Source organism: Microbacterium sp. Ag1, assembly GCF_001005635.1.
Taxonomy (GTDB): Bacteria; Actinomycetota; Actinomycetes; order Actinomycetales; family Microbacteriaceae; genus Microbacterium; species Microbacterium oxydans.
Map to the genome: position 1 here is coordinate 83,663 of NZ_LBCR01000029.1, position 23,336 is coordinate 106,998.

Genomic DNA, 23,336 nt, shown 5'->3' on the forward strand with positions numbered 1-23,336 from the left:
GTCAGGTGCACGAACCGTCGACGTCGCAGGACTCCCCGGTCCGCTCCGCCCCGCCGGAGATCGACGGGGCGGAGTATGGAGTCTGCTCGGCGAGGAGTCGCCCCAGATACGTCCCGAGCGCCAGCTCGTCCACGGAGCCGAACGCGATCTGCCGCACGCGCCCCTCCCTGTCGACGATCATCATCGACGGCGTTCCTCTGAGGCCGTAGTGCTGCATGGTGGCGGGGATGGCCTGACCGTCGATCGGGCGGTCGATCGCCACGGGGAACTCGATACGGTACTCCGACAGGAACACCTCGAGCGCCTCCCTTCCCATGACCTCGTGATGTTCGAACACGGTGTGAAGCCCCAGGACCACGAGCTCGCTGCGGTCGAACATGCCGTGGAGGCGCTGAGCGAGGGGAAGTCCGTGGCTCACGCATCCGGGACACAGCATCTGGAAGGCCTCGACCACCACCACCCGTCCGTGGAGCGATTCCGGGCTGACCGGAGCGCTGTTCACCCATTCCGACACGTCGAGGGTGAACGCCGCCGTGTCGATGGTCGACTCAGGCACGCGCGTCCTCCTCGCGTGCCGGCAGCCGCTCGGCGACATACTCGGTGAGGTCTGCCAGGCGGTTCGAGTACCCCCACTCGTTGTCGTACCAGGCCGAGACCTTCACCTGATCGCCGATGACCCGGATGAGTCCGGCGTCGAGGATCGACGAGTGCGGGTCGGCGACGATGTCGGCGGAGACGATCTCCTCCTCGGTGTAACGGAGGATCCCTTTGAGCGGGCCTTCGGCGGCGGCGCGGTACGCGGCCTTCACCTCATCCACAGTCACGGGCCGCGAGGCGGTGACCGTGAGGTCGGTGATGGATCCCGTGAGCACCGGCACCCGCAGCGCGAAGCCGTCGAGCTTGCCCTCCAACTCGGGGATGACACGGCCGATCGCCTTGGCCGCCCCGGTGCTGGTCGGCACGATGTTGACTCCTGCGGCGCGCGCGCGCCGCAGGTCGGAGTGCGGGCCGTCCTGAAGGTTCTGGTCGGCGGTGTACGCGTGCACGGTCGTCATCAGTCCGGCCTCGATCCCGAACGCTTCGTGGAACACCTTGGCCACAGGGGCGAGGCAGTTCGTCGTGCAGGAGGCGTTCGAGATGATGTGGTGCCGTTCGGGATCGTAGGTGTGCTCGTTCACGCCCAGGACGAAGGTTCCGTCGTCACCGGTGGCCGGGGCCGAGATGATCACCTTCCGGGCTCCTGCCTCCACGTGCTTCGCGGCGAGTTCCGCCTTCGTGAAGAGCCCGGTGGACTCGATCACGATGTCGACACCGAGCTCGGCCCAGGGCAGGCGTAGCGGATCGCGCTCCGAGAACACGCGGATCGCCTGTCCGTTGACGAAGAGGTGCGCCTCATCATGCTGCACGGGTCCGGCCAGGGTGCCGTTCGCCGCGTCGTACTTGAGCAGGTGCGCGAGCGTGCGCGTGTCGGTGAGGTCGTTGACGGCGACCACCTCGAGATCCGATCGCTTCGCGAGCAGGGCTCGAAAGTAGTTCCGTCCTATGCGACCGAAGCCGTTGATGGCGATTTTGGTGGTCATGATGCTCCCTCCGTGCCGGTTCCGGCGCCGTGATATTTTTGGCCTATGCCAAAAATATCACGGCCGGAAGACGTCGGCACGGATCCGTGCACTCGCGAGCGGAGACGACCGCGAGATCCAATGCCGGAATACCGAGGGTGGGGACGATCCGAGAGCCGATGATGCTGATCGATCGTCAGAGCAGGGGAAAGGGACGTTCATGACCAGGAGCCGAGGTTCCATCGACAGCATCGTGCGCTATCCGGTGAAGGGACTCTCCGGCGTGCCGGCACGCGACCCCGTTCGTCTCGATCCCGGTCGTGGTCTCCGCGGGGACCGGGCATTCGCGATAGCCCGCCGCGACTCGATCGATGCCACGGCCCTGGCGTCCATCGTGGCCGACCTGGATCTCGAGCAAGCGGATGCCTCGGTATGCGGTCCGCCGACTTTCGCTGCCGCCATGCGCGCCCTGCTCGTGCAGTCGGGGTGCGCTCCCGAGCGCGTCCACGTCGACCTCTTCTCCTCTCCGGCGAGTTCGGAGTGGGGGCCGCCGCGCGTGCCTCGCGCCGACGTCCCGTTGCGCGTCGATTCGGCTGCGGGCTCCTTCGTGTGGGAGCCCGCGGCGGGAAGCCTGTTGAATGCCGCCGAGAGTGCGGGTCTCGACTGGCCGAGCGAATGCCGTGTCGGAGTGTGCGGTACTTGCGTGCGTACCGTCACACACGGTGAGTTCGAGTATCTCAACGAGCCGTTGTGCGAGCCGGGGCCAGGGCGCGTCGCCGTCTGCAGTGCCGCGCCGCTGACCCCTCTGCGCCTGGACGGCGCAGCTCCCGGAACGTGACTCCGGGGCACTCCGCTTCGGAGGTCAGCGGAAGAGGACCACGAGGTAGACCCCGAAGGTCACCAGGTGTGCGGCGCCGTGCATCGCCGTCACGCGCTTCGCGGCGAAGGTCGTCACCGACAGCAGCAGTGTGACGCCGAGCATCAACAGGTTCGCCGGAGACTCCGCGAGCACGACCGTCTGGCCGGTGAACATGCCGATGATCAGCACGGCGGGGATCGTGAGTCCGACCGTCGAGACGAGCGCACCGTGGCAGAGGTTGGTGACGCGCTGAGCTTCTCCGCCCAGAGCGGCGCGGACCGCGGTGATCGACTCGGGAAGGAACACGATGCCCGCGATGAGCACGCCGGCGAGGGCGACCGGAGCGCCGAGGCGGCCCAGCCCGTCGTCGAGCAGTGCCGCCATGTCGTGGGACAGGAGCACGATCGGGATGACGGTGACCACCAGCAGGGCGAGCCGGACGAGGACCTCCGTGCGATGCTCGGCGAGAACCTCACGGATCCCGCTGTTCTCCTCCGTGTTCTCCTGGCGTTGCGGGCTCTGCAGCAGAACCGGGTCGACTTCGGTGAAATCGCCCGCCTGCGCGCCCATCTGCCGATAGAGGAAGAACGCGTAGAGCGCGAGGGTGAGCACGATGATCGGGATCTCCTGCGCCACCGTGTAGGACCCGTCCGTGCCGATCAGGGCGGGGAGGCCGAAGGCGAGCGCGACGAGCACGACCAGCATGGACAGGTACGCGGAGGTGCCGGTGCGGTTGTGGGCCATGCCGCGGTGGCGGAGTCCGCCGACGAGGAGGGCGAGCCCGATCACGAGGTTGAGGATGATCATCGCGACGGCCATGACCGAGTCGCGGGCGATGGTCGCGTGCTCGCCTGGTCCGAGCATGACGGCCGAGATCAGGATCACCTCGATCATGACGATCGAGAGCGTGAGGACGAGCGAGCCGTAGGGGTCTCCGAGGCGGTGCGCGAGGGCTTCCGCTTGCTTCACGACGCCGAACGCGCAGACGAGGATCACCGCGATGATGACCGCGAGCGCGATGACGAGCACCGGGGTGGGCACGGGAGGCTCCAGTACCGGGTGGAGGAGAAGGAGGGCGGCGAAGGCTCCCCATCCCAGGACGACGCGGACGATATCCGTCGGGCCGATCAACGTCTTCAGTTCCGTGCGTGACATCGCCGGACTCCTTCGGGTGGGGCCGTCCCCGAATGATGAACACGACCGGGTCGTCCCGGCCGCGGCGCTGAGTCAGCGCACTGCATCTGATGGTACGCGGTCGGTCGCGGCGGTGGCCTCGCGAACGACGGCGATCCGTCACTCCGGAGCGGAGGACTCGGAGAGCATGCGGATGTAACGCTCCACGTCGCGGCGGAACGCCGATTCGCGACGTCGACGGTGCTCTACGCATACCCATTGCGCGGTCGCCCACGCGAGGAATCCCGTCGAGAGGAGTAGTTCGAGCCAGATCCCCTGCGGGCCGACGCTGAGGGCCGCAGCGCTGACCATCGCGAACGAAGCGCTGCACAGCACGAGTGTGGCGCGGGCGGTACGGGGTTCGCGGGATGCGATCCAAACCGGCCAGGCGGATGGGTGGTTCACGGGAGACTCCTGTCGGGGTCGTCCCCGGTCTGTCTCACCGTCGGAGGTCGTCCCCCGCCGTCGTGTCCTCTCCAGGGTAGCAAACACGGTCCGACGATGGCCGATCCCGTGGAGCCGTCCGTTGTCTGATAGCTTGGCGGCAGGTTCGTTCCTGAACCGGCGGACGAGGGCGCAGTACCCGCACAGCGACAAGACTGACCAGAAGGTCGTCCCGTGTTGCCAGGTGCGTGTGGAACCACCCTGAATCCCGCTCGCCGTCCCCCGTGGACGCCTCTTCGTCGCGCCCGTCGGCGGACGTCTCGCGCTACCGATCGTTCGCGCGCGTTCCTGCATGCGCAGCCTCAGAGCTCCCTGGCCCGCCACCACCGAAGAGGACCGAACCATGTCACGTGAGTCTCCGACTCTGGATCAGACCGCGCAGAAGAAGGAGCCGCCTCTGGGCGGACGCTTCGTCGGTGCCGCGTCGAACTACCTCGACGAGCGCACCAGCGTCTCCGGACTCCTGAAGGAGCTGAGCCGAAAGGTCTTCCCCGACCACTGGTCGTTCATGCTCGGCGAGATCGCTCTGTGGGCGTTCGTCGTGGTGTTCATCTCCGGCACGTTCCTCACGTTCTTCTTCCAGGCGTCGATGGTGCCGACCCACTACACCGGCGCCTACGCACCGATGCGCGGGATGGAGATGACGGCGGCCTTCGACTCGGCGCTGCGCATCTCGTTCGACATCCGCGGAGGACTCCTGGTGCGGCAGATCCACCACTGGGCAGCGCTCGTCTTCGTGGCAGGCATCGGTCTTCACATGCTCCGAGTGTTCTTCACGGGCGCATTCCGCAAGCCGCGCGAGCTCAACTGGGTGATCGGATTCGTGTTGTTCATCCTCGCGATGGCGGAGGGTTTCACGGGCTACTCGCTCCCTGACGATCTGCTCTCCGGCAACGGACTGCGCATCATCGACGGCATGATCAAGGGCCTCCCCCTGATCGGCACCTGGACCTCCTTCATGCTGTTCGGCGGCGAGTTCCCGGGGACCGACATCATCGGCCGTCTCTACACGCTGCACATCCTCATCCTTCCGATGCTGGTGATCGCGTTGATCGTGGTGCACCTGATGCTCATGATCATCAACAAGCACACGCAGTTCGCCGGCCCCGGCCGCACGAACGACAACGTCGTGGGTTACCCGATGATGCCGGTGTACGCGGCGAAGATGGGTGGCTTCTTCTTCATCGTGTTCGGGGTGATCGTGGTGCTCGGCACCTTCTTCCAGATCTTGCCGTTCTGGATCTACGGTCCCTACGACCCCTCGCCGATCTCGGCCGGCACGCAGCCGGACTGGTACATCGGGTTCGCCGACGGTGCGCTTCGGCTCGCACCCCCCAACTGGGATGTCGTGATGTTCGATCGCACCTGGTCGTTCGGCATCATCGTCCCGGTCGCCGTGATGGGGCTGTTCATCGTGACGGTCGCGATCTACCCCTTCATCGAGGCGTGGGTCACCGGCGACAAGCGCGAGCACCACATCGCACAGCGCCCCCGCAACGCGGCCACCCGCACCGCGATCGGCGTCGCAGGCGTCATCTTCTACGCCGTGCTGTGGGCTGCCGCATCCTCCGACCTCATCGCGACGCACTTCATGCTCACGATGGAAGGCGTCATCCACACGCTGCAGGCGCTGCTGCTCCTCGGACCTATCCTCGGCTACTTCATCACCAAGCGCATCTGCATCGCGCTGCAGAAGAAGGACCGCGAGATCGTGTTGCACGGCTTCGAGTCGGGCCGTATCGTCCGCCTCCCCGGCGGCGAGTTCGTCGAGGTGCACCAGCCCGTCGACGAGTACGACCGCTGGAAGCTCATCGACGTCGACATCTACGAGCCGCTCGTGGTGCGTCCGAACGCGAAGGGTCGCATCCCGTGGACCGAGAACGTGCGCTCGGCCGTATCCCGGTGGTTCTTCGAAGACCGTCTGGTGCCGCTCACGCAGGCAGATATAGACGCGGTCGACGCGGGGCACGGGCACTACGGGGAGCCGGAGAAGACCGTTGATGAACGATCCGAGCACGAGGCCGTGGACAGCGGGAATGCCGACTCCCGAGAAGGCTGACCGCTGGCGTCCGAGCGCGGCGCACGCACTCGCCGCGTGCGGCGTCGCGCTCGGCTTCCTGTTGGGCGGTTTTCCGGGAGCGTTCGGGGCCTTTGTTGTCGTCGTCGGCATCGCCGCGGTGCGACGTGCACGGCGGCAGCATGCTTCCATTCCGAGATCGGAATGCACCTTCCTCGTTCTGGATGGAGTCGGGGTCGCGATCGCTGCGATGCGCTTCCGGATGGGCGACGGGGATCCGGAGCGTATGACGGAGCATCTGCGTGAGCGCGGATGGAGCCTCCTCGAGCCACCCTTCGATGGGCCGCTCGGGGCGTTCGATCGTGTCGGCGTCGCTTTCCAAGGCGACCGGAGTCTGATGGTGCGTGACCTTCACGGTTTCGGTGTTGGGCCGACCCTCCTCGCCGATCGCATCAGCGACCTGCCACGGGGATGGGGGCGGGCGGCGCAGGAGTCGGGCTACGTCCTCCTTCTCCTCGACGACGGCGCACAGCCGGGTGCGGCGCCGGTGCTCGGAACCTATGCGGTTCTCGAAGGACTGGGCCGCACTGGCGGTCAGTGATGGAAATTTCCCGGTCAAAAGGAAATTTGACTTCCCCTGGATTCTCACTATGGTCGGAGGTTACGCCAGCCACTGAAGGGGAAGCGAGACACCATGTCCGGAAAGACCAAGAAGGCACCGCAGCTCACACTCAAGGAGAAGCGAGCCGCGAAGCGCGAGAAGAACGCGCCGGCCGAGTTCATCAAGCCCCGCAAGGGCGCGAAGGGCTGAGCGGACTCGACCCGGTGGGCGCATCGGCGAGTTCTGCGCGATGCGCCCACCCGGGGTTTCAGCGGAACACGCGCGTGATGCCGCTCTCGGTCTGGGTGAGCTGGAAGTAGGTGAGGACGTGCGCGACCGGCCGCCGGACGGGGCGGAGCACGCGACGCCGGATGCTGTGCAGAATTCCTCGTCGGGGTCCCCTGACCTCCCACGTGAGCGTCACCTGGATCTGTATTCCCCCAGCGGCATGTTCGAGCGCGAATGCGAGCACCCGTGACGTGTCGACACTCGCGTCCGGATAGGTGAAGCGCCAGGTTACGAATGCGCGGTCCTCGAACCGGTCCAGGAAGATCCGCTGACGTACGTAGGTGTCTTTGACGGACACGTTCTTGCCGTTGCGGACGGTGATCGTCCGCGCCTCCCAAGGGCCGGTGGGTGCGATCGCTGAGCCCACCTCGCCCACCCCGTGATCCCACTCGGGAATGCGGGAGGCCGACGACAGCAACTCCCACACGTGCTCGATGGGGGCGGGGACGAAGATCGAACGCTTAGCGGAGAAGCTGTTCTCATCGATCCTGTCTGTTCGCGCAGGATCGACGACCCGCGTGTCGTCGAGGCGAGATCTCAGCGCGTCCGGGTCGACATCGAGTCGTCGCAGGATCTCTTCGACGAGACCGCTCGGCTCATCCACGAGCGCGCGCAGCACCGCTGCGGAGTCGCCGCGGCGGTCGCCACTCGACGCCGCGGTCCACACCGCGAGCGCCCGGTCCGTCCACTCGTACCCCGAGGTCTCGTGGAAGACGATGCGGCCTGGCTCGTCCACACCTGTGGCGACGCCCAGGGATTCGAGCTGAGCGGCGTGCTGAGCCGCGACGGCCGCGCGGGCCGTGTCGAGCCCGGCACCCATGCCGCGCAGGATCTGACCACCCGTGTCGGGATCGATTGTCAGAGCGAGCAGAAGATGATCGATGTCGGTATCACGCACCCCGAAGCGTGAGGCCTCTTCCATAGAGGCCAGCGACAAGGTGTGCATCGTGGCAGCCGCCTGCACCAATCGGCTCATCATCCCCTCCGCGGAATCTCGATGGACGGATCGATCCGCTTCGAGTGCTTCTTGTGCACGGCCTGGCGGGTCACTCCCAGGGCGTCGGCGATGGACTGCCAGCTCATGCCGGACCGCAGTGCGGCTTCGACTTGCCGCAGTTCGAGCGCATCCGCGAGTCGGCGCAGAGATGCGACCGCGCGCAGCCCTGCTCGGGGATCGGTGGTGTCTGCAGCGATCTGTGCGACCTCGAGGGATTCCATGCTGTCAACCTACGTTGCTCATCCCCGCGCTGTCAACCAAGGTTGCTCACGTTCTCCGTGTTCGGGATTAGTCGCCCGTCGTCCGGGTGTCAACGGTCCTGCGGACCCGCGGATTCCGTTCCACCCTGGTCCTCCCGACGAGAGGAGTGCAGGATGTCGAATCCCGACGTGTATCCCACCGAAGGCGAGCAGCCGGAGACGCAGGGCGAAGACCCGATCGAGGCGGAGCTGGGCGAAGAGGGCCAGGGTGACCTCACTCCGGAAGACGAGGGCGCGGGCCACAGCGGTGACGCTCCCACCGACCTCAGGGACGGCACCGAATGAGCGGGAGCGAGGGAACGCGTCCGGAGGCGGCGACCTCGCCGGTCGAGGGCGACGCCGAATCCCGGATCGCCCAGCACCTCGCCGAGCGCGGGGGCGACCGGCCAGCGGACCCGGGTGACGTACCGGCCGGAGGAGCGGGTGCCGACTCCGGTGCCGCGTCGGCGGTCGGGGTCGAACCCGGATCCCGCTCGACGGTGCCTGACGAGTCGACACACAACGACGACCCGGGTATCGGCACCCGTCGACCCGATGTCGACGAGGGGAATCGCGAAGACGGAGACCCCGGCCGCCGGGCCTGAGGTCTCCGTCCCACGATTGACAGCCGCGTCTGTCAATCGCGGCTGTCAGGCTCGCGTCACACCGTCGACGGGCGCAGCACCACCTTGATGCAGCCGTCTTCCTTCTTCTGGAAGGTTCGGTACAGCTCAGGCGCGTCGTCGAGGGGCGCACTGTGCGTGGTGAGGTCCATCACACCGAGCGGGTCGGCGATGTCCTCGACCAGGGGCACCAGCTCATCCACCCAGTTCTTCACGTTGCACTGCCCCATGCGCAGGGTGATCTGCTTGTCGAACAGCGTCTTCATCGGCATGATGTCGGCGTCGCCCGCGTACACCCCGCTCAGCGATACGGTCCCTCCGCGGCGAACGGTGTCGATGGAGGCGTAGACGGCGGCCAGACGATCGACACCCGCCTTGTCGAGCAGCTGTCGTCCCGCCGGATCCGGGAGTACGCCCACCGCCTTCTGCACGAACTCGACGCCCGCGTTGCCGTGAGCCTCGAGCCCGACGGCATCCACCACCGAATCGGCGCCGCGCCCGTCGGTCAGGTCCCGCAGCTCATCCACGATCGTGTCGGTGAGGTCGAACGTCTCGATGCCGTGGCGTTCCGCCATGGCGCGACGCTCCGGCACCGGATCGACCGCGAGCACCCGGTGCCCCCGGTGCCGTCCGATGCGGGAGACGAACTGTCCGACCGGACCGAGCCCCATCACCACGAGGGTTCCGTCGTCCGGCACCTGTGCATACTCCACTCCCTGCCACGCCGTGGGAAGGATGTCGCTGAGGAACAGATACCGCTCATCGGGCAGGTCGCTCGCGATGGGGATGTGGTTGTAGTCGGCGAGGGGCACCCGCAGATACTCCGCCTGCCCGCCGGGGACCTGCCCGTACAGCTTCGTGTACCCGAAGAGGGCGGCTCCGCTGCCGTACTCGCGCACCTGGGTGGTCTCGCACTGCGACTGGAAGCCGCGTCGACACAGGTAGCATTCTCCGCACGCGATGTTGAACGGGATGACGACACGGTCTCCCACGGCGAGCGTCTTCACGTCCGCACCCACCTCGACGACGACTCCCATCGGCTCGTGGCCCAGGATGTCGCCGCGATCGAGGAACGGGCCCAGCAGCTCGTACAGATGCAGGTCGGAACCGCAGATCGCCGAGGACGTGACCCGGATGATCGCATCCTCCGGCTGCTGGATGACCGGATCGGGAACCTCCTCCACCGTCACCGTGCGCTTGCCCTGCCAGGTCAATGCCTTCATGATGTCCTCCGATCCTTGGTCTTCGTTCGTCCGCGCCACGCTCGTCGCTCCCAGGGCGACCGGCCACCGGGTTGACAGCTGCCTCTTGACGTGCGGACGCGCGTCTCAGTGGAACGGACAGCCGCGGGTCGATCCGCTCTTGCGCACCGCTCCGCCCGATGCGGGTCTGGTCGGCAGTCGTCGCCGGTTCACCTCGAGTCCGGTGTCGAGGATGTCGAGACGCGGATCACTCAGCACGGCGATCGCCGCAGAGAGGCCGGCGATCACGAGCTTCTCGCCGGGGCAGCGGTGCCCGGTGGCGACGTCGGCACCGCCCTGCGGGATGAAGGTGCGGATCGACTCGTGATTTTCGACGTCGGTGAACCGCTCGGGTGCGAATCGATGCGGGTGGGCCCACGATTGCTCGTCGGTGTCGGTGCCGAGGATGTCGAGCACCACGCGCCCGCCTGCCGGCACCCGCACGTCGCCGATCTCGATGTCGACGATCGCGCGCCCGGGCAGCATGGGCACGAACAGAGCGGTGCGCCGCACCTCCTGCGCGAACATCACGGCCAGAGGCCCGCTCACCAGCGCATTCCGTTCGACGGTCTCGGCGGCGATCCGCTCGCGCCATTCGGGCCTGTCGTGCAGTTCCTTGGCCGCGAAGGCCACGAAACGCGCCGCGGCGATCATCGGGCGGATGCTGTTCTGCAGTTCGATGCCGGCGAGGCGGGCAGGGAGCAACGAGCCGTCCTGATCGCGGTGGTCGGCCCACTCGGCCAGGGCTGTGCCTTCTTCGGCGTGCAGTGAGCCAGATCGGACGGCATCGATGAGTCGCTCCGCATGCCGATCGGACCACATCCTGTTCACGAAGGCGGCCACGTACTCGGGTGAGTAGGGAACACCGAAGCCGTCGACGATCTGCGCCAGCCGAGCCGCCCATCGGGTCTTCGCTGCCGGTGTACCCGGCAGCCCGGCCCAGCCCATGATCGCGCGGCCGAAGGCGCCGACCGCCGCGTCGTACGCACTGCGGGTTCCCCCATCGAGCCAGGCGTCCTCCTCCACTCTCCACTCGCGCTCCAGCCAGGCAGTCAGGCGCGCGACCTGCGCATCCTCATAGGCCACCTCCACGAACGTCGCTTTGCGGTGTCGGTGCGCCGACCCGTCCAGGCTGTGCACGGACCCGTGTCCGAACAGCGTCTCCTGGACGATCTTCGGCATGGCGCCGTGGCGGGCGATGCGCGACTCGTCATAGAACAGGTCGATGCCCTCGACTCCCCGCACGAACACCGCGTCGTCTCCGAGCAGTCGCATCGGAGCCGACCGTGCACCGGGCTCCGCACGCCGCCAGATGCGTGCGCCGAAGTCGTAGCCCCGGGTGAGGAGCGAGGGCGAATCGTCGTGGACGACCGCGGTGACGGCCTGCACCACGCGTGAGCTCAGTCTTTGCAACATGCTCCGACGGTGCCAGGCGCCGCCTGATCCCTCCAGGGGGGAGCGCTCCGGATCGGAGTGTGCTATCTCCGTCGGATCCGCGATGTCAAGCGGGTCCCCTTGGCGCCTGGATGCCGCGCAGGATGACTCCGCAGGAGCAGACGGCGCTGCAAACAGACGGTGCTGCAAATGGACGGCGCTGCAAGGAGGAGACATGGCGACGAACACCCGTGACCTGGCGTGCACGACGGATGACGTGTTCCGCGTGCTCGCGAACGGCTGGCTCTACCCCGCATGGGTGGTCGGAGCTTCCCGCATGAGAGACGTCGACGAGACGTGGCCGGCGGTGGCGGCGCAGTTGCATCACTCCGTCGGGGTCTGGCCCGTGCTGCTCGACGACACGACCGAGGTGCGCGAGTGGGATCCGCCGCGGCGGGTCGTGCTCAGGGCGCGCGGCTGGCCGATGGGCGAGGCGACGGTCACGCTGCGAGCACGCACGACCCCCTCCGGTTGTCAGGTGCGCATCGACGAGGAGCCCGTCGCAGGGCCCGCGGCGCTGATCCCGCGGTTCCTGACCGCCCCGATCCTGCGCTGGCGCAATGCCGAGACGCTCCACCGCCTGTCATACCTCGCGCAGGGGCACGCCGACTGAGTCCGCTCGATCGGCCGCGGCGTCGCCGCCGAGAGCGAGGGCGACCGCGGCATCCACATGCAGCGCCGTCGTCGGGAACACGGGTACCGGTGCATTGCCGGAGGAGATGAGCAGCTCGATCTCGGTGCAGCCGAGGACGATCCCCTCTGCGCCGTCGCCCACCAGGCGCTCGATCACCTCCGCGTAACGTCGACGGGACTCGTCGCGGATGACACCGTGCACGAGCTCGTCGTAGATGACGGCGTGCACAAGCGCGCGATCGTCGGCGCCGGGGACGAGTGTGCGGACACCGTGCCGCGCGAGCCGTTCTGCGTAGAACGGCTGCTCCATCGTGAAGGCCGTGCCCAGAAGCCCGACGGTCTGCAGGCCCGCGGCGGTGATCGCCTCACCTGCGGGATCGGCGATGTGCAGGAACGGGATGCCGACCGCCGCTCGGATGCGGTCGGCGACCAGATGCATCGTGTTGGTGGCGAGCACGAGAAGCTCCGCACCGGCACCCTCCAGCGCTGCGGCGCGCGACGCCAGCAGATCACCCGCGGCGTCCCAGTCGCCACGCGCCTGCATCGCCTCGATCTCCGCGAAGTCGAGCGAGTCCAACAGGATGCGAGCGGAGTGGTGGCCACCGCGCTGCGCGCGCACCCGTTCGTTCGCCAGCCGGTACCACTCCAGTGACGACTCCCAGCTCATGCCGCCCAGGACACCGATCGTCTTCATGGACGCACCACTCCCCTCTTCGCCGTCAGGCGTTCCCTGCGCGCATGAACTCCTCGGCATCGCGCACCTGCTCGGCGGACGGTCGGATGCCGGTGTAGAGCACGAACTGCTCCAATGCCTGCAGCGTCGCGACCTCTGCTCCTGTGATCAGGGTCTTCCCCGCTGTGCGAGCCGCGGCGATCAGCGGAGTCTCGGCGGGAAGCGCGACCACGTCGAAGACCACGGACGCGCGTGCGATCGTCTCCTCGGGGAACGCGAGCGCGTGCTCCTCCGCGCCCCCGGCCATGCCGATCGGGGTCACGTTGACCACCACGTCGGCCGTGGCCTCGCCGACCTCCGCCGACCAGTCGAATCCGTACAGGTCCGCCAACGCACGTCCGCTCTCCTCGTTCCTGGCGACGATGGTCACGCGCGAGAAGCCGGCGTCCCGGAATGCTGCCGCGGTCGCCTTGGCCATGCCGCCCGACCCACGCAGCAGCACCGAGCTCGCAGGATCCAGGTGCTCGCGTTCGATGAGCTGAGCGATCGCCGAGTAGTCGGTGTTGTGGGCGGTGAGCACACCGTTGTCGTTGACGATGGTGTTGACCGAGTCGATCGCGCTCGCCGAGGGATCCATCCGGTCGACCAGGGCGATGACGTCTTCCTTGTAGGGCATCGAGACCGCGCAGCCGCGGATCCCGAGCCCGCGGACGCCCGCGATGGCCTGGCCGAGATCGGTGGGGGCGAACGCCTTGTAGATCCAGTTGAGCCCGAGCGCCTCATAGAGGTGGTTGTGGAAGCGCGTGCCGTTGTTGCTGGGCCGTGCGGAGAGCGAGATGCACAGCGTCATGTCCTTGTTGAGCAGAGTCACCGCATCAGGCTACTCGCGAGTGACGGAGCCCGCGGATTCGGGGGAGAGAGGACGACGGAGGTGCCTCCGTGCTGTGCGTCCCGTCTCCGCCCGAAACCTGCGATCCCTGCGGGATCAGTACCCCGACCTTCTCCGATATCGCGTGGACGAGAGTCCGTGGCGACATCGTGCATCCTCCCCTATGGTGAAGGTGCATGCACACGGGGATTGATCGTCTCCGTCTCTCCCCAGGAGACGGCGGCCCTCCCCAGGGGCAGACGATCCGTGCATGCGATTGGGCCCTCTCGAGTAGTTCAGTCCCCAATGGGCTACTCGAGGGGGCCGCTATCGTCCAGTCTCGCACCGAAGTTCAGATTTGTCCCCCAAAAGGGGGACAAGAGCGTCGGAAAGGAGCTAAGCTGTTCCTGACGCACCCTCCGGTCGTCTTCGGCCCTCATCGCTCCCCCCGCGGTGAGGGCCACACCATTTTCCGGGCGCCTCAGGCGCCGTGCGGGTCGCGAAGCGACGCATGACGGGCGGATGCCGCTCGTGCAACATTTGGATTACCTTCTTGCAGCGGCTATTCCGCTCGGGGCCTCCTCCACTAGCGTTAGCGATGTCGGGGCATCCCTGCGTCGGCTTCTTCATCAGCAGAACAGGCAGTACATGAGCACCCAGGGCACGGTCAAGTGGTTCAACTCGGAGAAGGGCTTTGGCTTCATCTCCCCCGACGACGGAGGCGCTGACGTCTTCGCGCACTACTCCGCCATCCAGTCATCCGGCTACCGGTCTCTCGAAGAGAACCAGCGAGTCGAGTTCGATGTGGCGCAGGGTCCGAAGGGCCTGCAGGCAGAGAACATCCGCCCCGTCTGAGACGGGCGCGACACAGAACTCCCCACCGGATCGCGTCCCCGATGCGTCATCCGGCGGGGAGTTCTGTGCTTTCTGAGGTTCTCAGCGCCGCTTCGGCTGATACCCGTCAGCGGGAGGAGGTGGGGTCAGCTCAGCAGCAGCGCGCGCAATTCTGCGACCGAGGCCGCTCGGAACGCGGCGTCATCGCCTTCGTGTCTGTCGCTGAAGCCCCACTCGACGAAGATGACGGGGACGTCGTTGGCGTTCCCGCCTTCCACGTCGTGATGGCGGTCACCGACCAGAACCGGTCGTGACGTGTCGGCGCCGAGCGCGCGCAGCCGACGAAGCGCCTCGGCGACGATGTCGGTCTTCGAGGCGAGAGTCGACTCGTCGGGGGTCGCGCCGACTGTGGTCAAGAACGCGGGGCGCAGGCCGAAGTGATCGACGAGGGCATCGACCTGGTTCTCGGGCTTCGAGCTGGCGGTCGCCTGCGGCACCCCGGCGGCGCGCAGCTCGTTGATGAGCTCGACGACGCCCGGATAGGTCGCGACATCGGTCGTGTAGCCGTCGGCCTTCCCGAGCGTGCGGTAGAAGGCCACGGCCTCGGCGGACTGCTCCGGGGTCATTCCCGCCTGGTCCTGGAAGGACTGGAACATGGGCGGACCGATCCAGTGCACCAGCTGCTCGCGCGTGGGCGCGGGGTGGCCGAAGTGCGTGAGCGCGATGTCGAGCCGGCGAAGGATGCCGACGGACGCGTCGACGATGGTGCCGTCGACGTCCCACAGCACGCAGGAGTAAGGGGAGTGAGGCACCCCTCCACCCTATGGCCCGGAAGAGGACGGTCGCCTTTCCTGCACAGGTGTGCACGAACAGGGCTTATCCACGTCTCAGGTGAGCACTCTATGTCCCCATATAAGGTCGTGACAACGGCGGATGTGCGAGTCAGAATGGGGGTATGTACGTGTCGGTGGAGATCATCACGATGTTGGCCACGGCCGCGACGCTGCTGGTGGCGATCATCGGCGGATTCGGCTGGACGATCAACCGGATGGATGCGCGTTTCGCGGCGCAGGACGCTCGGCTCGATGCACGGTTCGATGCGCAGGACGCGAAGTTCGATGCGCGGTTCGATGCGCGTTTCGCGGCGCAGGACGCACGACTCGACGCACGGTTCGATGCGCAGGATGCGAAGTTCAGCGCACGGTTCGCGAGTCTCGAATCGCGATTCGACCGCGTGGATGCGCGATTCGATCGAGTCGAGCAGGAGATCTTCGAGGTGAAGATCGCGATCGCGCGTCTGGAGGGGCCGACGCCGCGGCTCATCCCCGTCCGTTGAGGCCGTCTGCTCAGAACAGGCGGGGGATGCCCGACTCGATGCCCTTCATGTCGTCGTAGTCGAGCACCAGACAGCGGATGCCCCGATCCTCGGCGAGTACACGCGCCTGCGGCTTGATCTCCTGGGCGGCGAAGACACCCTGGACGGGGGAGAGATGTGGATCGCGGCCGAGCAGCTCGAGGTAGCGGGTCAGCTGCTCCACGCCGTCGATGTCGCCGCGGCGCTTGATCTCGACGGCGATCGCCGCGCCGTCGGCATCGCGCACCAGCAGGTCGACCGGCCCGATCGCCGTCGGGTACTCGCGGCGCACGAGCGTCGCACCCTCGGAGATGCGCTCGACCTGCTCCGCGAGAAGCCGCTGAAGGTCTGCCTCGACGCCGTCCTTCTGCAGTCCGGGGTCGATGCCCAACTCGTGTGAGGTGTCATGGATGATCTCGTAGATCTGCACGCGCAACGCGTCACCGGTCTTCTTGTGGGTGACCCGCCAGACCTCGACGACGCCGGCGCTCGCCTCTTCCTCACCCGGAGTCTCGTTCGAGAGAGAACACGGGGGACTCATCCAGTTCAGCGGCTTGTAGCTGCCGCCGTCGGAGTGCACGAGCAGACTCCCGTCGCCCTTGTGCACGAGCAGACGCGTGGCGAGCGGAAGATGGGCATTGAGCCGACCGGTGTAGTCGACCGAGCAGCGGGCGATGACGAGACGCACTCGTCGAGCCTACTTCGTCGGGAGCGCTGCGCGGTCGCACCCGGAGGGTGTGCCGGTCACCGGTCGAGGAACGAACCGATCGCCTCGAAGAGGCCGAGTTCGGTGGCGGCGGAACGGGCGATGAGGAACCCGATGATGCCGATGATCCAGGCGGTGTTCTCCGCCCCGGTGCGCTCCATCCAGGTGGCGAAGCGTTCGAGCGGCCGTTGCACGAGTGGAGCGGCCACCATCCGCAGCACGAGCAGCACGACCGCGGGCAGGATCATCAGCGCACAGTATCCCGTGAGCGAGAGCACGCGCAGCGGCGTGTCGATGCCGGCATCCGCGAGCATGGTCATCGCCACGATGTACGGCAGCATGGTGGCGATCTCGACGAGCCCTGCGGCGATGGCGACGGCCATCACTGCGGTGCCGCGGGTGCGCGGGTCGAGGAGCCGCTCCCGCCACCGCGTGATGCGTCCGGGACGAGGAGCAGGATCGGTCGCGATCGCGGACGCGGCATCCGGGGGAGCCAGGCGGGAGCCGTTCGCATCCTGCGCGCCCGGTGTCCCTCCCCGAAGCGGCACCGGAGGCGCGGATGCTGTCTGCGGTGCGGGCGCCGGTGCGTTCTTCTCGTTCTTGCCGCCGGTCGGCATCACGAATGCCGTGATGAGGAGCGCTGCTCCGACGACGAGCCGGACGATCAGTCCCGCGGGCGACGCGAGGAAGTCGGACGCGACGTCGACGAGGTTCACCAGGCCCCACAGGAACAGGAGGCCGACGACCAGATAGAACGCGGCGATGGTTCCCAGATACAGCAGGATCCGCCCGGCGCGCACCCGCCCCGGGTGCAGCAGCAGGAAGACCGGGATGAGGAGTGTGCCGACGCTCAGCCCGTCGATCAACGCCAGGAGCGCGAGCGAGAGGGGGAGCGGCAGTCCGCCGAAGAGTTCCATGCCACCACGTTCACGGACACTCCACGGATCCGGATCGGGCGAAAGTACCGTCTCCGCAGAACCACTCATCCCTTCGTCGGATGCGCGGCGGCGGCCGTCGTGATTGCATGAGGGCATGCACGAGCAGGTCGAAGGCGGATTCGGCGCCTGGTACCGCCGGCACCGTTGGTGGGCGGACCCGCTGGGCATGGCGATCTTCGCCGTGGTGATGGCGGCCTTCGGATTCCGGGGTATCTGGGGGCCGTTCTCGCTCCCGCAGGAGCCCCTGTCGCCGTGGTGGGCGCTGGTGCTCGCCCTTCCCGCCTGTGCGCTCGCCCTCTTCAAGCGGCGCATGCCGGTGACCGTGCTCGTGCTCGTCTCCCTGCTGTTCGTCGCGGACCTGCTCACCGTGGGTGGCCTCGGGACCCTCGTGGTGCTCCTGGACGTCCTGTGGACGGCCGCTTTCCTGGCGGATTCCCGCGGGCGAAGGATGCTGCTGGTGCTGCTGGGGGCGGCGACCGTCGTCCTCTTCCTCTGCGCCTGGCTGCTCACCGATGTGTCGTTCCCGGTCGCGTTCCTCATCGGAGTGCAGTTCGGAGCGATCTTCGGCACCGACTACTGGTGGGCCGTGGCGGTCTCCCAAGCGCACGAGCTCGCGGAGTTGCACCGGCAGCGGGCGGAGCATGCCGCAGCCGTCGCCGAGCGCGACCGAGTGGAGGCGGTGCAACGGGAGCGCGAGACCATGGCGCGCGAGCTGCACGACGTGGTGGCCGGTCATGTGATGGCGATGGCGATCCGCGCGGAGGCCGCCCTGTCGACGCCGCCCGATCCTCCGCGGGACCGCGAAGCGCTGCAGGCCGTGCGTGATGCAGGTCTCGATGCCCATGCGGCGCTGCGATCGATGATCTCCGTGCTCCGTCGCGGTGAGGGCAGTCCCGCGTCCTCGCCGCGGTGGGGGGACCTCGAGGGGATCGTGCAGGAGGCGGAACGCGCGGGACTCACGGTGCGACTCGTCGCCGATCACGTGGACGATGTCGGTTCCGCGCTCGAGCAGGCCGTCATCCGCATCGTGCGGGAGGCACTGAACAACTGCATCCGTCACGCCAGCGGCGCCGAGGTCGACGTCATCATCCGCAGGAGCGGTCCCGAGGTGCGGGTCGAGGTGCGTTCGAGGGGTGGCTCGCCGAGCAGAGCGTCCGCATCCGCGGATGGGGGCTGGGGGTTGCAGATGCTCAGGGAACGGGTCGCCGCGCTGGGGGGCGCCTTCACTGCCGGTCCGGTCGCCGGTGGATGGTCGGTGGAAGGTCGCATCCCGACGGAGGCAGCGGCATGAGCGAGCCGACGGTGCTGCTCGCGGACGACCACGGCGCGATCAGGGCGGGGCTGCGCATCATGCTCGAGGCGCAGGGGATCACGGTGGTCGGCGAAGCGGCGGACGGCGACGTCGCCGTCCGCAACGCCGCGGCGCTGCGTCCCGACGTGGTCCTGATGGATCTGCGGATGCCGGGACGCGACGGGATATCGGCGACGGCGGAGATCGTCGAGCGCCATTTGAGCGACGTGCTGGTGCTCACGAGCTTCGACGAGGACGACCTGGTGTTCGGGGCGATCCGCGCAGGCGCCGTCGGCTTCCTCCTCAAGACGGTCGACGCCCCCACGCTCGGCAGGGCCGTGCGGGCGATCGCGGCGGGCGAAGGCGCGCTCGATCCGCGTGTGACGCGACGAGCGCTCGCCGCCGTCGCCGAGATCGCCGCCATGCCGGCACCGGTCAGGCACCGCGAGGGGATGGTCGAGCTGACGGCCAGGGAGCAGGACGTGCTCGACGGGATCCTGCAGGGGTGGTCGAACGCCCAGCTCGCCGCGCGACTGCGCATCTCGGTCCCCACGGTCAAGACGCACGTCTCGAACGTGCTCACCAAGCTCGGCGCACGCAGTCGGTCGCATGCGGCCGCGCTCGTACGCGGCCGCGACGACTGATGCTCAGCCCTGTGCGACCGTCGCGACCGAGCTCTTCTCGTCGTCGCGGAGCGGACGCGCAGCACCCGAGAACAGCCCGGACATCACGACCAGCGCGACCAGGATGAACAGCGTGTTGAGCAGACCGATGTGCTCGCTGATGATTCCGAGCACCGGCGGGCCGCCGAGGAAGGCGATGTAGCCGATCGTGGCGGCCGCGCTCACCCTGGCCGCGGCCTTGGCGGGGTCGTCTGCCGCCGCCGACATGCCCAGCGGGAAGCCGAGCGATGCGCCGATTCCCCACAGCGCGGCTCCGACCAGCACGAGCGGGAAGGTGGGGGCGAGGATGAACAGCAGGATGCCCGACGCTGCGGTCGCAGCGAGGATGCGCAGGACCAGGACGCGGCCGAAGCGATCCACGAGGGGACCGCCGAACAGGCGCACGACGGTCATGCCGACCGAGAACACGGCCAGGGATACGGCTCCGGTGCCCTCGGCGAAGCCGTGACCCTGTTCGGTGCCCAGGGCGATCCAGTCGTTGGCTCCGCCCTCGGCGAAAGACATGCCGAGCATGACCACACCGATGAGGTAGGTGCGGGGCTCGCGCCACGCTTCGAGCGCCGTGTGCATGCGGACGCGGAAGGCCGGCTTCTCATGCGCCGCGGGATCGAGGGCGGCCTCGCGCACCGGGACCTGGAAGAAGCAGACGATCGCGATCACGGCGATCAGCCCGCCCATGATCGCGGCGTGGGTCGCGACGTCGACGGCGAGCTGCGCGGCGAGAGCGCCGATCCCCGCACCGATGACGGTGCCGAAGCTGAAGAAGGCATGGAAGACCGGCAGGATCGTCTTGCCCATCTGCTGTTCGATCGCGGTCGCCTCGACGTTCATCATCACGTCGACCGACCCGTTGCCGAAGCCGAACAGCACCATGCCCACGATGACGACGGGGACGGAACCGAACACGTTCGCGCCCAGGCCGACCAGCACGATGCCGAGCGCGAACGTCAGCATCGTGAGGAGCATCCCGCGCCGGGCGCCCAGACGTGCCATCACCGCGGGGCCTGTCGAGATGCCGAGGATGGACGAGATGCCCATGCCGAGCAGGATCAGACCGACCTGCGCGTTGTCGAGTCCCAGCGCCTCCTTGATCCCGGGCACGCGCGACGCCCAGGTCGCGATCGAGAGGCCGCTCGCGAGGAAGATGGCGAAGATCGCCGCGCGCCAGCGCACGAACTGCGAACGAGAGAGGGCTGTTTCCATGCCGGACAGCCTATCGAATCGATTCGACCGTAGGGAAGCGCGGGGAGCTATCCTCGAAGTATGAGCAGCCAGGAGACGCCGCGTCGGCCCACGATCGCCGACGTCGCACGTGAGGCGGGCGTGGCGACCTCCACCGCATCCGTCGTCTTCAGCGGCAAGGCGAACGTGGCCGCCGCCACGAGGGAGCGCGTCCTCGCCGCCGCAGCCGATCTCGGCTATGCGGGGCCGGACCCTCGTGCGGCCTCGCTGCGACGAGGACGCAGTGGCATCGTCGCCGTGGTGCTCGAAGGGCATCTGCGTGCAGCATTCCTCGATCCCGTGACGACCGCCATGATGGACGGCCTCACCGACGGGCTCGCCGACCTGAGCGCCGGCATCCTCCTCATGCGCGACGAGCCGGGGGAGGAGGGTGCAGCCATCACCAACGCCCCCGTCGACGCCTTCGTGCTCATCGGCTGTTCCGGGCGCACGAAGGCCTCGCTCGAAGTGGTCCTCGGCCGCGGACTGCCCGTGGTCGTCATCGAAGGCGACGCCGGAGAGGGCATCCCGCGCATCACCCTCGACAACGTCGCAGCCTCCGCTGACGTCGCCCAGCACGTCTACGACCTCGGGCACCGGGACGTGGCGCTGGTCACCCTCTCGCTCGACAGCGAGCGCGAGCGCGCGCTGGTGACGCCCGAACGGGTCGAGAAAGCGACCGTCGACGTCTCAGTGCACCGTCTCGAGGGGATGCGTCAGGTCTTCCCGGATGCGCCGGCGATCTCGGCGTCCGGCAGCTTCATCGATGAGGGCGTGCTGGTCGGCCGCATGCTCCTGACCGACCCGGCCACTCGACCCACGGCCGTGCTCGCGCAGAGCGATCTGCTTGCGGTCGGCGTCATCCGCGCAGCCGAGGAGCTGGGTCTCCGCGTGCCCGAAGATCTCTCCGTCGCGGGCTTCGACGGCATCGAGGTCGACGGACTCGGCGATCTCACGCTCACGACCAGCGTGCAGCCCGCGGTCGAGAAGGGGCGCGCTGCCGGGGAGCAGATCGCCCGCATGCTGCGTGGCGAACCCGGGAGCACGCAGCACCTCACCTGCGCGTTCCGAGCCGGCACCACGACGGGCCCCGTCCCGCGCTAGCGGCGTCCTCGCCGAGTGCTCAGCTGTGCTGTGAGCCGAGCGGCAGAACGCGTTCGCCGAAGTCGAGGATGCGATATCGCCCGCACTCGACGACATCGTCGGGTATCGCCGGTGTGGAGAGCTGCCACGCGACGGTCTGGGAGTCCTCGACGAGGAACGAGACTCCGTCGACGTCGAAGTCCTCGCGGTTCACCAACCATGCGTACGCGTTGAGCTCGTGATCGACCTGCACGAGGTGGCGGGGATCGGCGACATGCAGCTTCGGCAGCCGCACGGTCCAGAACTGTCCTCCGCCGATGCGGCCCGAGGCATCGACCCAGTCGGTCACGCAGGTGAGATCGGGGTCGGGCGTCGTGCTCGCCGCGACGAGCCGAGGCACACTAAGCGCCCCGCCCACGAGCAGGAGCACGGCCGCGGTGGCCGTGAGGGCACGGGGTGCCCGGGCGGGCATCCGCGGGATATGGGGAGCGGCCACGATCACGAGCACGGGTCCGAACGCGAGCGGCTGCAGGTAACGGGCGGCGTGGGTACCGAGGGCGATCGCCCCGACCAGGACGAGAGCGGGCATGGCCCACGCGACCGTGGCGACGAAACGGGAGCCGGTGTCTCCGACGCGTGCCGTGTTCGCGATCGCCCAGCCGACCAGAGCCACCACGACCACGACTCCGAAGATCCCTGCGGGCGTCGCAAGGCGGTCGAGGAGAAGGCCCCCGTAGTAGCCCGCGGATTCCGTCCAGAGTTCGGGCTGGATGTAGCCGGCACCGGTGTTGGCGATCCATGCCCGAAGCGGAATGCGTCCGAGGAAGCCCAGCGCGGTGCCGATGACCAGCACGACGAGGATCGTTGCGGTGCGTGTTCGTCGTGGCGGGCGAAGGAGCATCACGAGGAGCAGCAGCGAGAGCGGAACCGTGGCCCAGGCGGCGAAGAGGGGATTCGAGAGCGTCGACACGGCGGCGATCGCCCCGAGCGCGATCAGTGCGCCGATACCTCCTGCGCTTCGGTCGAGCACACGACGGACCAGTCCCACACAGAGGACGACGGCGACCACGGTGGCGGCGTAGTAGGTGGTAGTCAGCAGCAGTGAGGCCAGTTCCAGGGCGTCTCGGGACCCCGAGAGATCGGTCATGGCGAGGATCGCGAAGGTGCCCATCCCGAGCAGCGCCCATGCGACGGGGGCTGTCCTGTCCCGCCGACGCCCTACGGCGACGCGGAGTGCACCGTAGAGGGCCAGCATGTTGACCACGGCATTCACCGTGAGCAATCCGTTCACATCGAGCCCGAGCGCGGCGTCCAGCCCGGAGAACACCGCGGACTCGGGCAGGAACAGTACGCTCGACATCGCCCAGTCGAGCGGTGCGCCGGAGAGCAGCGACCGAGCGAACATGCCCACGACCAGGGAATCTCCGTCTCGGAACAGCAGCTCCGCGCGGGCGGATGAAGCCACCTGAGCGACGGTGATGACCGCCACGACCAGTGCTCCCGACCAGCCCGCGAGCTCTCGCACCCAGACCCGCCGCATGGGCCAACTCTCGCACGATCGTGCAACTGTGGACCGC

At 67.9% G+C, this 23,336-nt stretch carries 26 protein-coding genes and 1 riboswitch; of the genes, 11 read left to right on the forward strand and 15 right to left on the reverse strand.

The window, feature by feature from the left end; all coding sequences use genetic code 11:
* Position 1 precedes the first annotated feature (1 nt).
* Positions 2–556: a peroxiredoxin family protein gene (locus AAY78_RS09265; RefSeq protein WP_052748713.1), complete on the reverse strand. Its 555-nt coding sequence runs from the start codon at positions 554–556 to the stop codon at positions 2–4.
* Entirely contained in the window at positions 549–1,580 is a 1,032-nt protein-coding gene (gene gap / locus AAY78_RS09270; protein ID WP_046748018.1) for a type I glyceraldehyde-3-phosphate dehydrogenase, read from the reverse strand. The genes AAY78_RS09265 and gap overlap by 8 nt, the downstream gene beginning before the upstream one ends.
* Positions 1,581–1,779: 199 nt before the next feature.
* Between gap and AAY78_RS09275 the strand changes: the two genes are divergently transcribed.
* Positions 1,780–2,397, forward strand: a complete 618-nt coding sequence (locus AAY78_RS09275; protein WP_046748019.1) for a 2Fe-2S iron-sulfur cluster-binding protein — start codon at positions 1,780–1,782, stop codon at positions 2,395–2,397.
* Between the two features lie 24 nt (positions 2,398–2,421).
* On the opposite strand, the gene AAY78_RS09280 is transcribed toward AAY78_RS09275, so the two are convergent.
* The gene (locus tag AAY78_RS09280) at positions 2,422–3,573 is read right to left on the reverse strand and encodes a calcium:proton antiporter (protein ID WP_046748020.1); all 1,152 of its coding nucleotides are present in this window, start codon (positions 3,571–3,573) and stop codon (positions 2,422–2,424) included.
* A 138-nt stretch (positions 3,574–3,711) separates the two neighbouring features.
* On the reverse strand, positions 3,712–3,996 hold the full coding sequence (locus tag AAY78_RS09285; protein ID WP_046748021.1) for a hypothetical protein: 285 nt from the start codon (positions 3,994–3,996) through the stop codon (positions 3,712–3,714).
* A gap of 138 nt (positions 3,997–4,134) precedes the next feature.
* Positions 4,135–4,199, forward strand: a riboswitch (guanidine-III (ykkC-III) riboswitch).
* 179 nt (positions 4,200–4,378) lie between these two features.
* Between AAY78_RS09285 and qcrB the strand changes: the two genes are divergently transcribed.
* Together qcrB and AAY78_RS09295 are read left to right on the forward strand one after the other, a co-directional pair.
* Positions 4,379–6,094 (forward strand): cytochrome bc1 complex cytochrome b subunit, encoded by a 1,716-nt coding sequence (gene qcrB / locus AAY78_RS09290; protein WP_082108638.1) that lies wholly within the window; start codon positions 4,379–4,381, stop codon positions 6,092–6,094.
* Positions 6,072–6,653: a hypothetical protein gene (locus tag AAY78_RS09295; RefSeq protein WP_046748022.1), complete on the forward strand. Its 582-nt coding sequence runs from the start codon at positions 6,072–6,074 to the stop codon at positions 6,651–6,653. Before qcrB ends, AAY78_RS09295 begins: the two co-directional genes overlap by 23 nt.
* Before the next feature lie 268 nt (positions 6,654–6,921).
* On the opposite strand, the gene AAY78_RS09300 is transcribed toward AAY78_RS09295, so the two are convergent.
* Both AAY78_RS09300 and AAY78_RS09305 read right to left on the reverse strand, forming a co-directional pair.
* Positions 6,922–7,917 (reverse strand): SRPBCC family protein, encoded by a 996-nt coding sequence (locus tag AAY78_RS09300; RefSeq protein ID WP_046748023.1) that lies wholly within the window; start codon positions 7,915–7,917, stop codon positions 6,922–6,924.
* Positions 7,917–8,159 carry a hypothetical protein gene (locus AAY78_RS09305; RefSeq protein ID WP_046748024.1) on the reverse strand — a complete coding sequence of 81 codons (243 nt, stop codon included), beginning with the start codon at positions 8,157–8,159 and terminating at the stop codon, positions 7,917–7,919. The genes AAY78_RS09300 and AAY78_RS09305 overlap by 1 nt, the downstream gene beginning before the upstream one ends.
* A 153-nt stretch (positions 8,160–8,312) precedes the next feature.
* On the opposite strand from AAY78_RS09305, the gene AAY78_RS19730 reads away from it, so the two are divergent.
* Together AAY78_RS19730 and AAY78_RS09310 are read left to right on the forward strand one after the other, a co-directional pair.
* The gene (locus AAY78_RS19730; RefSeq protein ID WP_156172634.1) at positions 8,313–8,483 is read left to right on the forward strand and encodes a hypothetical protein; all 171 of its coding nucleotides are present in this window, start codon (positions 8,313–8,315) and stop codon (positions 8,481–8,483) included.
* Positions 8,480–8,782, forward strand: coding sequence for a hypothetical protein (locus tag AAY78_RS09310; RefSeq protein WP_046748025.1), 303 nt, complete (start codon positions 8,480–8,482; stop codon positions 8,780–8,782). Before AAY78_RS19730 ends, AAY78_RS09310 begins: the two co-directional genes overlap by 4 nt.
* A 56-nt stretch (positions 8,783–8,838) precedes the next feature.
* On the opposite strand, the gene AAY78_RS09315 is transcribed toward AAY78_RS09310, so the two are convergent.
* Entirely contained in the window at positions 8,839–10,023 is a 1,185-nt protein-coding gene (locus tag AAY78_RS09315) for a zinc-dependent alcohol dehydrogenase (RefSeq protein ID WP_046748186.1), read from the reverse strand.
* Between the two features lie 105 nt (positions 10,024–10,128).
* Complete coding sequence (locus AAY78_RS09320; protein ID WP_046748026.1) at positions 10,129–11,457, reverse strand: cytochrome P450; 1,329 nt, start codon at positions 11,455–11,457, stop codon at positions 10,129–10,131.
* 193 nt (positions 11,458–11,650) lie between these two features.
* Here AAY78_RS09320 and AAY78_RS09325 point away from each other — a divergent pair, with 193 nt between their 5' ends.
* Positions 11,651–12,088, forward strand: coding sequence for an SRPBCC family protein (locus AAY78_RS09325; RefSeq protein WP_046748027.1), 438 nt, complete (start codon positions 11,651–11,653; stop codon positions 12,086–12,088).
* On the opposite strand, the gene AAY78_RS09330 is transcribed toward AAY78_RS09325, so the two are convergent.
* Together AAY78_RS09330 and AAY78_RS09335 are read right to left on the reverse strand one after the other, a co-directional pair.
* Positions 12,059–12,802: an aspartate/glutamate racemase family protein gene (locus tag AAY78_RS09330; RefSeq protein WP_046748028.1), complete on the reverse strand. Its 744-nt coding sequence runs from the start codon at positions 12,800–12,802 to the stop codon at positions 12,059–12,061. The two genes, AAY78_RS09325 and AAY78_RS09330, sit on opposite strands and share 30 nt — an antisense overlap.
* Before the next feature lie 25 nt (positions 12,803–12,827).
* Positions 12,828–13,652, reverse strand: a complete 825-nt coding sequence (locus AAY78_RS09335) for a shikimate 5-dehydrogenase (protein ID WP_267901533.1) — start codon at positions 13,650–13,652, stop codon at positions 12,828–12,830.
* Positions 13,653–14,297: 645 nt separating this feature from the next.
* Here AAY78_RS09335 and AAY78_RS09340 point away from each other — a divergent pair.
* Entirely contained in the window at positions 14,298–14,504 is a 207-nt protein-coding gene (locus AAY78_RS09340; RefSeq protein WP_017203899.1) for a cold-shock protein, read from the forward strand.
* 125 nt (positions 14,505–14,629) lie between these two features.
* On the opposite strand, the gene AAY78_RS09345 is transcribed toward AAY78_RS09340, so the two are convergent.
* Positions 14,630–15,295 (reverse strand): HAD hydrolase-like protein, encoded by a 666-nt coding sequence (locus AAY78_RS09345; protein WP_046748029.1) that lies wholly within the window; start codon positions 15,293–15,295, stop codon positions 14,630–14,632.
* A gap of 143 nt (positions 15,296–15,438) precedes the next feature.
* On the opposite strand from AAY78_RS09345, the gene AAY78_RS09350 reads away from it, so the two are divergent.
* A complete protein-coding gene (locus AAY78_RS09350) occupies positions 15,439–15,819 on the forward strand; it encodes a hypothetical protein (RefSeq protein WP_046748030.1) in 381 nt (126 codons plus the stop codon).
* Between the two features lie 10 nt (positions 15,820–15,829).
* Here AAY78_RS09350 and nucS read toward each other — a convergent pair whose 3' ends face one another.
* Together nucS and AAY78_RS09360 are read right to left on the reverse strand one after the other, a co-directional pair.
* Entirely contained in the window at positions 15,830–16,525 is a 696-nt protein-coding gene (nucS, locus tag AAY78_RS09355; RefSeq protein ID WP_045262658.1) for an endonuclease NucS, read from the reverse strand.
* Positions 16,526–16,581: 56 nt separating this feature from the next.
* On the reverse strand, positions 16,582–17,460 hold the full coding sequence (locus AAY78_RS09360; protein WP_046748031.1) for a GAP family protein: 879 nt from the start codon (positions 17,458–17,460) through the stop codon (positions 16,582–16,584).
* A 115-nt stretch (positions 17,461–17,575) separates the two neighbouring features.
* On the opposite strand from AAY78_RS09360, the gene AAY78_RS09365 reads away from it, so the two are divergent.
* Both AAY78_RS09365 and AAY78_RS09370 read left to right on the forward strand, forming a co-directional pair.
* Complete coding sequence (locus AAY78_RS09365; RefSeq protein WP_046748032.1) at positions 17,576–18,772, forward strand: sensor histidine kinase; 1,197 nt, start codon at positions 17,576–17,578, stop codon at positions 18,770–18,772.
* Positions 18,769–19,416, forward strand: a complete 648-nt coding sequence (locus AAY78_RS09370) for a response regulator transcription factor (protein WP_046748033.1) — start codon at positions 18,769–18,771, stop codon at positions 19,414–19,416. Before AAY78_RS09365 ends, AAY78_RS09370 begins: the two co-directional genes overlap by 4 nt.
* 3 nt (positions 19,417–19,419) lie before the next feature.
* Here AAY78_RS09370 and AAY78_RS09375 read toward each other — a convergent pair whose 3' ends face one another.
* Positions 19,420–20,658, reverse strand: coding sequence for an MFS transporter (locus AAY78_RS09375; RefSeq protein WP_046748034.1), 1,239 nt, complete (start codon positions 20,656–20,658; stop codon positions 19,420–19,422).
* Positions 20,659–20,718: 60 nt separating this feature from the next.
* On the opposite strand from AAY78_RS09375, the gene AAY78_RS09380 reads away from it, so the two are divergent.
* A complete protein-coding gene (locus AAY78_RS09380) occupies positions 20,719–21,780 on the forward strand; it encodes a LacI family DNA-binding transcriptional regulator (RefSeq protein ID WP_046748035.1) in 1,062 nt (353 codons plus the stop codon).
* A gap of 19 nt (positions 21,781–21,799) precedes the next feature.
* Here the strand turns inward: AAY78_RS09380 and AAY78_RS09385 are convergent, their stop codons facing one another.
* A complete protein-coding gene (locus tag AAY78_RS09385; protein WP_046748036.1) occupies positions 21,800–23,299 on the reverse strand; it encodes a hypothetical protein in 1,500 nt (499 codons plus the stop codon).
* Positions 23,300–23,336 lie beyond the last annotated feature (37 nt).